The sequence below is a fragment of the Rhizobium redzepovicii genome, from assembly GCF_019793435.1.
GTDB classification, from domain to species: Bacteria; Pseudomonadota; Alphaproteobacteria; order Rhizobiales; family Rhizobiaceae; genus Rhizobium; species Rhizobium redzepovicii.
The window spans coordinates 68,616-81,199 of record NZ_JAILYH010000021.1; the positions used below are offsets into that span (position 1 = coordinate 68,616).

General features: G+C 60.9%; 12 protein-coding genes. 5 read left to right on the top strand and 7 right to left on the bottom strand.

Features of this window, described 5'->3' with window-relative positions; translation table 11 throughout:
• Positions 1-123: 123 nt before the first annotated feature.
• On the top strand, positions 124-1,227 hold the full coding sequence (gene ychF, locus K6N12_RS28125) for a redox-regulated ATPase YchF (RefSeq protein WP_097626697.1): 1,104 nt from the start codon (positions 124-126) through the stop codon (positions 1,225-1,227).
• Between the two features lie 19 nt (positions 1,228-1,246).
• Here ychF and K6N12_RS28130 read toward each other — a convergent pair whose 3' ends face one another.
• A complete protein-coding gene (locus K6N12_RS28130) occupies positions 1,247-2,320 on the bottom strand; it encodes a hypothetical protein (protein ID WP_097626695.1) in 1,074 nt (357 codons plus the stop codon).
• Between the two features lie 80 nt (positions 2,321-2,400).
• Between K6N12_RS28130 and K6N12_RS28135 the strand changes: the two genes are divergently transcribed.
• Positions 2,401-2,865 carry a MaoC family dehydratase gene (locus K6N12_RS28135; protein WP_097626693.1) on the top strand — a complete coding sequence of 155 codons (465 nt, stop codon included), beginning with the start codon at positions 2,401-2,403 and terminating at the stop codon, positions 2,863-2,865.
• Positions 2,862-3,329: a MaoC family dehydratase gene (locus tag K6N12_RS28140; protein WP_097626691.1), complete on the top strand. Its 468-nt coding sequence runs from the start codon at positions 2,862-2,864 to the stop codon at positions 3,327-3,329. Before K6N12_RS28135 ends, K6N12_RS28140 begins: the two co-directional genes overlap by 4 nt.
• A 21-nt stretch (positions 3,330-3,350) precedes the next feature.
• Here K6N12_RS28140 and K6N12_RS28145 read toward each other — a convergent pair whose 3' ends face one another.
• The 4 genes from K6N12_RS28145 to petA form a co-directional block, all read right to left on the bottom strand.
• Positions 3,351-3,896 (bottom strand): adenine phosphoribosyltransferase, encoded by a 546-nt coding sequence (locus K6N12_RS28145; protein ID WP_049736186.1) that lies wholly within the window; start codon positions 3,894-3,896, stop codon positions 3,351-3,353.
• 112 nt (positions 3,897-4,008) lie between these two features.
• Entirely contained in the window at positions 4,009-4,893 is an 885-nt protein-coding gene (locus K6N12_RS28150) for a cytochrome c1 (RefSeq protein ID WP_003593065.1), read from the bottom strand.
• A gap of 25 nt (positions 4,894-4,918) precedes the next feature.
• Positions 4,919-6,199 carry a cytochrome b gene (locus K6N12_RS28155; RefSeq protein WP_097626689.1) on the bottom strand — a complete coding sequence of 427 codons (1,281 nt, stop codon included), beginning with the start codon at positions 6,197-6,199 and terminating at the stop codon, positions 4,919-4,921.
• A gap of 14 nt (positions 6,200-6,213) precedes the next feature.
• Positions 6,214-6,792: a ubiquinol-cytochrome c reductase iron-sulfur subunit gene (gene petA / locus K6N12_RS28160; protein ID WP_097626687.1), complete on the bottom strand. Its 579-nt coding sequence runs from the start codon at positions 6,790-6,792 to the stop codon at positions 6,214-6,216.
• Between the two features lie 285 nt (positions 6,793-7,077).
• Between petA and K6N12_RS28165 the strand changes: the two genes are divergently transcribed.
• Positions 7,078-8,010, top strand: a complete 933-nt coding sequence (locus K6N12_RS28165) for an endonuclease/exonuclease/phosphatase family protein (RefSeq protein WP_131711512.1) — start codon at positions 7,078-7,080, stop codon at positions 8,008-8,010.
• On the opposite strand, the gene K6N12_RS28170 is transcribed toward K6N12_RS28165, so the two are convergent.
• Complete coding sequence (locus K6N12_RS28170) at positions 7,966-9,879, bottom strand: ABC transporter ATP-binding protein (protein WP_097626683.1); 1,914 nt, start codon at positions 9,877-9,879, stop codon at positions 7,966-7,968. The genes K6N12_RS28165 and K6N12_RS28170 overlap by 45 nt on opposite strands.
• Positions 9,880-10,041: 162 nt before the next feature.
• Between K6N12_RS28170 and K6N12_RS28175 the strand changes: the two genes are divergently transcribed.
• Positions 10,042-10,272, top strand: coding sequence for a CopG family transcriptional regulator (locus tag K6N12_RS28175; RefSeq protein ID WP_097626681.1), 231 nt, complete (start codon positions 10,042-10,044; stop codon positions 10,270-10,272).
• Between the two features lie 105 nt (positions 10,273-10,377).
• Here K6N12_RS28175 and K6N12_RS28180 read toward each other — a convergent pair whose 3' ends face one another.
• Entirely contained in the window at positions 10,378-12,234 is a 1,857-nt protein-coding gene (locus K6N12_RS28180) for an ABC transporter ATP-binding protein (protein WP_097626679.1), read from the bottom strand.
• Positions 12,235-12,584 lie beyond the last annotated feature (350 nt).

Below are 12,584 nucleotides of genomic sequence, written 5' to 3' on the forward strand. Positions count from 1 at the left end.
CAAAATAGGGCGCCACTGTTCCGTGAGCAAGTGAGCAACGCTAAAAGCTCGCGAAGACTTGACCACATTGCTCCTTTATCCCATAGGCACCAGCAAGAAATTCAAGAACAGCAGGTTTTAGCCATGGGCTTCAAATGCGGCATCGTCGGACTGCCGAACGTCGGCAAATCGACCCTCTTCAACGCGCTCACCAAGACGGCGGCCGCACAGGCGGCGAACTATCCCTTCTGCACCATCGAGCCGAACACCGGCGAAGTCGCCGTGCCCGATCCGCGCATGCGCAAGCTCGCCGACATCGCCAAGTCGAAAGAACTGATCCCGACCCGCATCTCCTTCGTCGACATCGCCGGCCTCGTGCGCGGCGCCTCGAAGGGTGAAGGTCTCGGCAATCAGTTCCTTGCCAATATCCGTGAAGTCGACGCCATCGTGCATGTGCTGCGTTGCTTCGAAGACAGCGACATCACCCATGTCGAGGGTCGTATCAATCCCGTCGCCGATGCCGAGACCATCGAGACCGAGCTGATGCTCGCCGACCTCGAAAGCCTCGAGCGCCGCACCGAGCAGACGCGCAAGCGCGCCACCAGCAAGGACAAGGAATCGATGGCGATGCTGCCGATCATGGAAGCGTCGCTGAAATTGCTCAACGAAGGCAAGCCGGTGCGCACGCTGCTGTCGACGCTGGATGCCGAGGAAATCGCCATCCTCAAGGGCCTCAATCTCCTGACCTCGCATCCGGTCCTCTACGTCTGCAACGTCGCCGAGGCCGAGGCCTCCACAGGCAATGAATTCACCGAGGCCGTCGCCGCCATGGCTCGGGAACAAGGTGCCGAAACCGTCGTCATCTCGGCGGCGATCGAGGCTGAAGTCGCTCAGCTTCCCGAAGATGAGGCCAAGGAATTCCTCTCCGCGCTCGACCTTGACGAAGCGGGCCTCGACCGGCTGATCCGTGCCGGCTACAAGCTGCTCCACCTCATCACCTATTTCACCGTCGGCCCGAAGGAAACACGCGCATGGACGATCGAGCGCGGCACCAAGGCGCCGCAGGCCGCCGGTGTCATCCATTCGGATTTCGAGCGCGGCTTCATCCGCGCCAACACCATCGCCTATGACGATTACATCAAATACAACGGCGAAGTCGGCGCCAAGGATGCCGGCAAGGCGCGTGACGAAGGCAAGGAATACGTCGTCCAGGACGGCGACGTCATCCACTTCCGCTTCAACACTTAAATAAAAGAGCGCTGCCGCCTTAACCCGGCGGCAGCCTGTTTGCGATGGCCGGCGGTAGTGCGCGCAACACCAGCCGGCGAAGCGGCATCCAGCCGGTGCCGATGATCAAGACGATCGCGCCGACGACAATCAGCGTCGTGAAGATGTAGGTGTTGACCGTGGCGCTTCCCTGCCGGAAGACGCTGAAGATCGCAACGCCGAGCGACAGCAGTCCCGAAGTGACAAAGGCCCGCCGGTCGATGACCAAGCCGATCAGCATCAGCACCGCCACCGTCGCGACGACCACCGGCGTCCGGGCCGACATGTTCGCCAGGTCGAAGATACGGCCGCCTTCTCCGAAAGACATGAGGGAAACAGTGCTATAGAGCAGCGCCGGCGCCGCGCCGAGATGCAGCCAGAACGCAATATCCGAACGCGTAGTCCGGCGCAGCCGGTCGCCGAAATCGAAATAGAGCGCCGTGGCGAAGAGGCCGAGCGAGCAAAGAAGAGAGATCGCCGCCAGCAGGGCAACATGATCGACGAAAAATTCCGGATTGCCGCTTATCCATTGTACGAGACGCAACAACAGGGTGAGTGCCAAGGCAAGCGCCGACATAATGGCAAGCGCCAGCGACAAGGGCACGCGATAGCGGGCATAGTAGACGCCGAGAAGGATCGGAAAGCCGGCAACGAATTGCGTCAGCCCCGCGCCGATTTCGGAGGTCCACGGCGTGAAAACGCGGGACATCAGCAAGAATGTCCAGCAGAATAGGGCGATCGTCAGGCCGACGGCCGGCAAAGCGAGCCGCTGGCGGCGCACCAGGATTTCCGAAAGCACCAGGATCGCGGGCGGCACGGCATAAAGCGGCGCAAGGCCCCAGAGGCCGACGAGCGCCACGACGACGCCGATGGTGATCAGCACGTCGTGAAACCCGCGCACGAAGCGCGGTGTCTCCGTATCAGACCAAGCCTGCTCTTCGGCTGCCTGTGCAGGCTGTGGCTCAATGACAGCCACGCCACGCTCGGTCAGAAACGGCAGAAGCCGCCCGCCCGCCTCCGGCGAAATCAGCCCCTGGCGCGCTGCCTCGTCGAGTATCGACCTCAGATCAGTCATGCCGGTTTATCTCCCCGGAATCATTGAGCCCACGCGGATGCTATTGTAAGCATTGTGCGCTTGATATGGCGGAGGAGCGAATGTCGGCAGAAAAGCTAGCCTTCGAGGATTTCGAACCCGGTCGCCGCTTTCCCCTCGGCCCGAAACCGGTGAGCGCCGAGGAAATCGTCGAATTCGCGCGGGAATTCGACCCGCAGCCGATGCATCTCGACGAGGCTGCTGGCCGCGCCAGCATTCTCGGCGGCCTCGCCGCCTCCGGCTGGCATACGTCCGCGATGCTGATGCGGATGATGGCCGACAGCTACATCCTACATGCGCTTTGCGAGGGTGCGCCGGGCATCGACCTGATGGAATGGCGAAAGCCGGTGCTGTCAGGCGATACGCTGCAGGGTCAATCGACCGTGCTCGAAGCCCGGCCGATGCGCTCGCGCCCCGGCATGGGCATCGTCAAGTTCCGCCACGAGGTGGAAAACCAGCGCGGCGAACTCGTCTGCCTCTCGGAAAATTCGGTCATGATCCGCATGCGCCCGGAGATTGCAACATGAGAATGTCCGAACTTTACCCCATCGGTGAAAAGGCCGAGATCGGCAGCTACACCTTCACCGAGGAAAACATCATCAGTTTCGCCGAGCGCTACGATCCGCAGCGTTTCCACGTCGACAAGGCAGCAGCCAAGGATACCATGTTCGGCGGCCTTTGCGCGTCGGGCTGGCACACCACCGCCGGCTGGATGCGAACCTTCCTCGCCTTCTGGAAAAGCCAGAGCGTCGCGCTTACGCAAAGGGGCCTGAAGGCGCCGAATCTCGGCCCTTCGCCGGGCTTCCAGAAACTGCAATGGCTGCGGCCGATCTTTCCGGGCGACGTCGTGACCTATTCCGTCGCCCTCCTCTCCAGCCGGCCGCTCGCATCCCGGCCGGGCTGGCACCTCAACACCATTCTCTGCGAGGGCGTCAATCAGAACGGCGAAGCCGTCATGCGCTTCGAAAGCGGCGTCTTGGAATTCGACTGACGCCGCAAGAGCAATGCCGGGTCAGTGGCCGGAGAATTCGACCAGCGTGTGCACGACGACGCCGAGCTCTTCCAGCTTCTTGCGGCCGCCAAGGTCCGGCAGATCGATAACGAAGCAGGCGCCGACCACCTCGGCGCCGATCTGCCGCAACAGCTTGGTAGCACCCACCGCAGTACCGCCGGTGGCGATCAGGTCATCGACGAGGATCACCTTCTCACCAGGCTGCACCGCATCGCGATGCATCTCCATTTCGTCGACGCCATATTCCAGGCTGTAGGCGATGCGCACTGTATCGTGCGGCAACTTGCCCTTTTTGCGGATCGGTACGAAGCCGGAGGAAAGCTGGTGCGCCACCGCGCCGCCGAGGATGAAGCCGCGCGCCTCCATGCCGGCAATCTTGTCGATCTTCGTGCCGGCATAGGGCTGCACGAGTTCATCGACCGCTCGGCGGAAAGCGCGGGGATTGCCGAGCAGCGTGGTGATGTCGCGAAAGATGATGCCCGGCTTGGGATAGTCGGGAATGGAGCGGATGCTTGCAGCAAGCTCCGAAGTCATATTCTTGTCCATGGAAAGTCCATATCTGCGAGCGCTTTAAATCGGCCGCACCCTATCAATTGCCAGGGGCGGAACCAACAAAAAAGGCGGCCGAGGCCGCCTTTTGAATGTTGATCGGGAGCGCTCAATGTTCCTTATTGGCATAGACCGAGCGCTTCGTCAGGTAGATCAGCACCGTGAAGATCGCCAGGAAGACCATGACCATGAAACCGGTGCGCTTGCGCTCCTCGAGGTGCGGCTCGGCAGCCCACATCAGGAAGGACGAGACGTCCTTGGAATACTGGTCGACGGTCTGCGGCGCGCCGTCGTCATAGGTCACCTGGCCGTCCGAGAGCGGCTTCGGCATGGCGAGGACGGCGGCAGCATGGAAATACGGGTTGTAATGTCCGCCCTGCGGCACCTGGAAACCGGCCGGTGGTTCTTCGTAGCCGGTCAGCAGCGCGTGGATGTAATCCGGGCCGTTCTCCTGATACTGCGTGAAGATGTCGAAGACGAATTGCGGGAAGCCGCGCTCGACTTCGCGGGCCTTGGCGATCAGCGAAAAGTCAGGCGGAGCCGCGCCGTTGTTGGAAGCGGCAGCCGCCTCCGCATTGGCGAAAGGCGCCGGGAAGTGGTCGGAAGGGACCGCCTTGCGGGTAAACATCTCGCCGGCCGCGTTCGGCCCGTCCTGGACTTCGTAGTTCGCGGCGAAAGCCTTCACCTGCGCCTCGTTATAGCCGAGCTCGTCGAGCATGCGGAAAGGCACGAGGTTCATCGAATGGCAGGCGGAACAGACTTCGGTGTAAACCTTGAGGCCGCGCTGAAGCTGAGCCTTGTCGTAATGGCCGAACGGACCGGCAAAAGTCCATTCCTCCTCCTTCGGCTCCTTCAGCGGATAGTGCGGCGTCGCACCTTCCTCGTGATGGGCAGGTGCTGCTCCATTGGCGGGCGTCGCTTCCTGGGCCAAGGCTGCGCTGCCGAGAACGGCAGCGACTGCGAGCGAAAGAATGCTTGCAACAAGCGTTTTCATATTTCTGTTTCCTTCCGCCGCTCGCTTACGCATTGGCCGCTGCACTGGCAGCAACTGTCTTGTTGCGCTTTTCGAGCACCGCTTCGGTGATCGAGTTCGGGATGCGGCGCGGTGTTTCCACCAGGCCGAGAACTGGCATCGCGACCAGGAAGAAAGCAAAGTAAAGAAGCGTGCAGATCTGTGAAATCGTCGTGAACAGGCCTTCCGCCGGTTGTGAGCCGAGCCAGCCGAGGATGATCGCATTGATCACGAACAGCCAGAAGAACAGCTTGTACCAGGGACGGTAGACGGCCGAGCGGACCTTGGAGGTGTCGAGCCAGGGCAGGAAGAACAGCACGATGATCGCGCCGAACATGACGAGCACGCCGCCGAGCTTGGAGTCGATCGGGCCGACGTTGAAGGTGATCGAGCGCAGCATCGCGTAGAACGGCAGGAAGTACCATTCCGGAACGATGTGGGCCGGCGTCTTCAACGGGTCTGCCGGGATATAGTTGTCGGCATGGCCGAGAAAGTTCGGCAGGTAAAAGACGAAATAGGCATAGACCAGCAGGAAGACGGAGACGCCGAGCGCATCCTTCATCGTCGCATAAGGCGTGAAGCGCACCGTGTCCGTCTTCGTCTTAACCTCGATGCCGGTCGGGTTCGTCTGGCCGGTGACGTGCAGCGCCCAGATGTGCAGGACGACGACGCCGGCGATCATGAAGGGCAGCAGGTAGTGCAGCGAGAAGAAGCGGTTCAGCGTCGGCTGATCGACGGCGAAGCCGCCAAGCAGGAACTGCTGGATCCATTCGCCGACCAGTGGGAAGGCTGAGAAGAAGCCGGTGATGACGGTCGCGCCCCAGAAGGACATCTGGCCCCAGGGCAGAACATAGCCCATGAAGCCGGTCGCCATCATCAGGAGGTAGATGACGACGCCGAGAATCCAGAGGATTTCGCGCGGCGCTTTGTAAGAACCGTAATAGAGGCCGCGGGCAATGTGCAGGTAAACGGCGACGAAGAAGAAGGAAGCGCCGTTGGCATGCATATAGCGCAGCAGCCAGCCGTGGTTGACGTCACGCATGATCTTTTCAACAGAGTTGAAAGCAAGCGACGTGTCGGCGGCATAATGCATGGCGAGCGTAACGCCTGTCAGGATCTGTACGATCAGCATGACGGCGAGCATGGCACCGAAGGTATAGGCATAGTTAAGGTTTCTGGGAACCGGATATGCAATGAAGCTGTCATAGACCATGCGCGGCAAAGGCAGGCGCGCATCGACCCATTTCTCAAGGCCGGTTGATGGCTCGTAGCTGGAATGGCCACTCATTAATCAGTCTCCCCTCAACCGATCTTGATCTTGGTATCGGATATAAATGAAAAGGTCGGAATCGCCAGATTCTGCGGCGCGGGACCCTTACGAATGCGGCCGGCCGTATCGTAGACCGAGCCATGGCAGGGACAGAACCAACCATTATATTCGCCGGCCTGGCCGAGCGGAACGCAGCCGAGATGGGTGCAGGTGCCGATCATGACGATCCAGTTTTCTTTGTCCTTGCCGCCTGAACGGTCAACACCCGTTGCCTGGGCCTCGGGCGGCAGGTTGGCATTGCGGGCGACCGGATCCTTGAGATCCGCCAGCGGAACATCGGCGGCAGCCTTCACTTCTTCAGGCGTACGGTTACGAATGAAGATCGGCTTGCCGCGCCACTTGACCGTCAATGACATGCCGGGCTCGAGGCTCGCGACATCGACTTCGATGGAGGCCAGCGCCAGCGTCGACGCATCCGGTCGCATCTGGTCGACGAACGGCCAGGCAACCGAGACGGCGCCGACAGCGCCCGCCATACCAGTGGTGAGATAAAGGAAATCACGGCGAGTAGGCTCTGTCGAAGCCTCGCTTGTCGTTACGTGTTCGCTCACGGCCTAACCATCCTCTGCGCAAATATTGCGGAATTCCGCCCTGCCCCCTCTGCCGGCGAATCGATCTGGACACAATTCGGCCATAGATTCCCCGGCAATCCGGCGCGTTCTAAGCTTGATCGCAAATTATGTCCAGCCTTGGCAAGGGGACGAGGGCACAATGTCGCGGGAATTTCCGATGAATTTTTTAAGGCAAACACGAGCTTGCCCTCATGTTGCATTGCAACAAAAAAGCCACCGTGATAGGCGCAGTCGCAGCCAAGCCAGCGAGCCGGACCGGAGCGGATGAGAGACACGATTTTTTGCGTATTCAGCGTTCTCACCACCCTCGTCCTCGCTATCGTCTCGCTGCGGTATGTCACCGATTTTTATCTGCTCTCCTTCTTTTACAGCTTCCAGGTCCACTTGGCCGTTGCCGCGGCAGCCGCCTCCGTTGCGGCCCTTCTCGTCAAACGGCACTGGTATGCGCTGCTGACGCTCGGCGTATCCGTCGTCCTTGCCGTCCATGGCGTCGTGATGATGCGCGAGTTCGTCGAGCCGGCTGTCGATCAAAACCGTCCGGCCCTCTTCAAGCTGATGTCCTTCAATATCGAGAATGATAATTTCGCCAATGGCGCCGATATCGCCGACATGGCGATCGCCTCAGGCGCCGACGTCGTCAGCATCCTGGAGGCCGAGCCGCTGCTGCCGGAACTGCCTCGGCTCTTGAAGACTTATCCCTATTATATCGGCTGCGGAGTCGGCATGCAGGAATGCGACACGCTGGTGCTGTCGAAGCGCCCGCTCATCGAACCCCGCATCCGCAATCTCGGACTGCTCTGGCGCAACCGGCTGACGATCTCGACGATCGATTTCGACGGTCAGAAGGTCAATTTCCTCGCCGCGCACCTGACCAAACCCTATTACGACGAATTCCACGGCCTGGAAATCGAAGATCTCGCGGAAATTATTCCGTCCCTGCCGGGGCCACTCGTCCTTGCCGGCGATTTCAACACGTCGATTCTGGCGCCCGACGTGCAGTATCTGATGCGCAGCCAAGGGCTGGGCACGGTCTCGCTGGAGCCGGCGACATGGCCGATCGCAGCAGGCGCCTTCGGCATTCCGATTGATCACGTTTTCAGCCGGGCGCCTCTGCGGCTGAAATCGGTCCGCCGCATCGAGAACAGCTTCGGTTCAAATCATTTTGGCCTCATGGCGGAATTCGCCGTCGACCCTTGAGACCGCGTCGCCGTCCGCCGCGAGGAACCCGCCGGACTGGCGCGCCCAGAGCTCGGCATAGAGCCCGCCGCGGCGAAGCAGTTGATCATGGCTACCCTCCTCGATGATGCGGCCGAGATCGACGACGATCAACCGGTCGAGTGCTGCAATCGTCGATAGCCGATGGGCGATCGCAAGCACGGTCTTGCCCTCCATGATCCGGTGGAGATTGGACTGGATCGCTTCCTCCACTTCCGAATCGAGCGCCGACGTCGCTTCGTCGAGGACGAGGATCGGCGCGTCCTTCAGCATGACGCGGGCAATGGCGATGCGCTGCCGCTGGCCGCCTGACAGTTTGACACCGCGTTCGCCAACATGCGCATCGAAGCCTCTGCGCCCCTGCTGATCCTGCAGACGCTCGATGAAGTCGATGGCTTCGGCGCGTATGGCTGCTTCGACCAACCGCTCCTCACCGGCATCTGGCCGTCCGAACAGGATATTGTCGCGCACCGAACGATGCAGCAGCGAGGTGTCCTGGCTGACGACGCCGATCTGCATTCTGAGCGATTCCTGCGTCACGGCTGCAATATCCTGGCCGTCGATGAGAATGCGCCCGTCCTGAATGTCGTAGAGGCGCAGCAGCAGGTTCATCAGTGTGGACTTGCCCGCGCCCGAACGACCGACGATCCCGACCTTTTCGCCGGGATGGATTGTCAGGGAGAAATTCTCGACGACCGGCAGGTGACCCTTGCCGTAGCGGAAGGAAACATTGTCGAAACGGATGCCGGGCTGCCGGATCACCAGGCTCTTCGCATCCGGCCGATCGACGAGCCCCAGCGGTTGAGAGATCAGCTCGGCGGCGTTCTGGATGGTGCCGAGATTGCGCATGATGCCATTGAACTGCGTCATCAGCCGCCCGAGCAGAAAATTCAGCCTGAGCACCAGCGCCAGCGAGAAGGCCACGGCTCCGGAGCTTACCATGCCGCGCAGCCAGAGATCGACGCTCAGCCCCGCCATCGTCACGATCATCAGGCCGGAGAGCAGCGCCATCGAGGCCCTGACCCCGGTGATGAAGCGCGTGAAGCGCAGCACCGTATCCTGATAGATATCGAAGCCCTGCCGCATATAGCGGTCGCTTTCCTCGTCGCGGGCAAACAGCTTCAGCGTCTGCATGTTGCTGTAGGAATCGACCATCCGCCCGTTCAGCATCGATCCGGCCTCCGCCGTTTCGCGGGAATGCTGGCGGATCCTCGGAACGAAATGGCGGGCAAGCAGGCTGAAGGCGCCAAGCCAGAACAACACTACGGCGGCAAGGGAAAAGTCCAGCCGGGCGACGAGCACGAGCGTCGTCACGGCATAAATGCCGACGAACCAGACGCTTTCCATCAGCGAAGTGACGAGATCTCCGGTCGCCTGCCCGGCCGACCAGACCTTGGTAACGATGCGCCCGGAGAAATCGCTCTGGAAGAACGATAAAGACTGCCTGGAGACATGGAGATAGGATTGCCAACGTGCTAGATTATAGAAGCCCGGCGTGATCACCTGCTGATCCACGAGCGCGATCAGGAAGGCGACGACGAAACGCACGAGCCCGATGAGAGCGAGCATGCCGAACAGCTCGCCGCCATGGGCCGCCAGAAGACCGCTCCAGCCGGCGCCGGGCGTGATACTGCCGAGGATATCGACCAGCCGGCCGACGAACCAGAAAAGTGCCGCCTCGATTGCCGCCGATGTGCCGCCGAGAACGAGCATGGCGACGAAGGGCATCTTCGCCTGGCCGATATAGAACCGGATGAATCCGAGCGTCGAGCCCGGCGGCTGAAGGTTGGCGCGCGGACGGAACGGATCGATCCAGGTTTCGAACAGGCGAAGGATGGGGCGCAGGAACATGGAAGCGATATAGGCGGATTGGGAGGAGCGGCAAAGGGAATGAAAAGCGGACTCAACCTTATATTTTGGTAATGATCGATAACATCGGCGGCATCGCCATTGATTACCCCCGAACCGGTCACAATCTGACGATACGATCGCGCTTCACCGGAGAGAAGGCCCATGGAAACGAAAATGCTCGATGCGCATATTCCGCTTCCGCTCGCGGAAAGGCTCGACGCCCTCGCGCTCGACCTGGCATTGCCGCGCGACGTAATTGTTACCGAGGCCGTTACCGCCTGGCTCGACCACGAGGAGCGCCGCCGCATCGCCACGCTGCGCACACTCGCCGCCGCCAACACCATCATCCTCGTCGAACATGACCGCGTGATCGACTGGGCCGACAGTCTGTGAATAGATAGCGCGGCCGCCAGCAGTCCGCAGCACCGCTGGCAGCCACACTGTAAAGCCAGGATAGGAATTACCGGCCCTCCCCGCCTCCGCCGGGAGGGCCCTTTATCATTCCGCCGCCACTTCCGCTTCCTCGGCGTGATCGGAGAGGAAGCCGCCGGACTGGCGGTTCCAGAGGTCGGCGTAGATGCCGCCGCTCTCGATCAGTTCGCTGTGTGAGCCGGCCTCGATGATCCGGCCCTTGTCGAGCACGATCAGCCGGTCCATCTCCGTCAGTGTCGACAGCCGGTGGGCAATCGCGATCACCGTCTTGCCCTCCATTAGGGCGAAGAGGTTTTCCTGGATAGCCGCCTCGACTTCGGAATCGAGCGCCGAGGTTGCCTCGTCGAGCACCAGGATCGGCGCGTCCTTCAGGAAGACGCGGGCGATCGCGATGCGCTGCCGCTGACCGCCGGAGAGCTTGACGCCGCGTTCGCCGACCTGCGCATCAAGCCCTTGGCGGCCCTGCATGTCGACGAGCCCTTCGACGAACTCCCAGGCATTGGCACGCTTGGCAGCCTCGATGATCTCGGCATCCGAGGCGTCGGGTCGGCCATAGGCGATATTGTCGCGAATTGAGCGATGCAGCAGCGAAGTATCCTGCGTCACCACGCCGATCAGCGAGCGCAGGCTTTCCTGCGAGACGCCGGCGATATCCTGCCCGTCGATGGTGATGCGGCCGCCCTCCAAGTCGTAGAAGCGCAGCAGCAGGTTCATCAGCGTCGTCTTGCCGGCTCCGGAGCGCCCGACGAGACCCACCTTCTCGCCTGCCTTAATATCGAGCGACAGGTTGTCGATCACACCCTTGCTCTTGCCATAGTGGAAGCGGATGCGGTCGTAGTGGATCGCGCCCTTCTTTGCCGTCATGGGAGGCGCGTCCGGCTTGTCGACGATGTCGTGCTGTTTGCTCATCATCTCCATGCCGTCATAGACTGTGCCGATATTCTCGAACAGCGCCGAGACTTCCCACATGATCCATTGCGACATGCCGTTGACGCGCATGGCAAGACCGATGGCGATGGCGATGGCGCCGACCGAGATCGCCCCGTTCAACCAGAACCAGATCGACATGCCCGAGACGACGAACAGCGCAACGCAGTTGTTCAGGTAGACGCTGATATGGAAGAGCGTCACCTTGCGCATCTGCTTGTGCACGGTCTGCAGGAACTCGTCCATGCCTTCCTTGGCATAGACCTCCTCCCGGCCGGCATGTGAAAACAGCTTGACGGTGGCGATATTCGTATAGCTGTCGACCACGCGCCCCGTCATCATCGAGCGGGCATCCGCCTGCGCCGCAGCGATCTTGCGAAGCCGGGGCACGAAATAGGAGACGATGCCGATATAGACGGAGAGCCAGACGAGGATCGGGATCATCAGCCGCCAATCGGCAGCCGCGATGACGATGATCATCGTCAGGAAGTACGTCACGACATAGACGAAGACGTCAAGGATCTTCATCACCGTCTCACGCACGGCGAGCGAGGTCTGCATCACCTTGGTCGCCACACGCCCGGCAAACTCGTTGGCGAAGAAGGTCATGCTGTGGCGCAGCAGGAAGCGATGCATCTGCCAGCGGGCGCTCATGGGATAATTGCCGAGCAGCATCTGGTGCATGATGAGGGAATCCAGGCCCGCCGTCAGAGGCAGGCCGATCAGCACCAGCGCCGCCATCCAGAAAAGCTTGTGGCCTTCCGTCTGCAGGAAGGTGGCGCGGTCGGCATTCGTCAGCCAGTCGACGATATCGCCGAGGAACTGGAAGAGCGCCACTTCGCCGACGGCGATCAGCGCCGTCAGCACGGCCATCAGGCAGAGCCACGGCGCTGCCGGCTTGCTGTAGTGCCAGCAAAAGGCAAAAAGACCCTTTGGCGGAGCGACGGGCTCCTCGCTCGGAAAGGGATTGAGTCGCTGTTCGAACCAGCCAAACATGAAATTGCTCCGAAACGTCAGCGTTTCGGCTCCCGGCTTCGCGCCATCCCGGCGTTACGCAAGCACATATGGGAACCGAACGTTCAAGGGGCGAGGCTGAAGCAGCCGCACAATGGATCAAAAAGGGGGATTCAAGAAGAAAAGCGCTCTAGCGGCGCCATGTCGCCCTAATCGGCATCACGGCGGGAAAGCGCATATCGAGCAAAATATTCATGACGGCCCTCCCTGCTGGCGATTAAAGATGTGCATGGATAACGCGAAAATGGCGAAATTTCCAGCCCTATAATGGCGTAAATTGAACGTTTCTCGGCCAAAACGCGCAGTTGCGGCGAAATGGCAGTTGCTTTAGG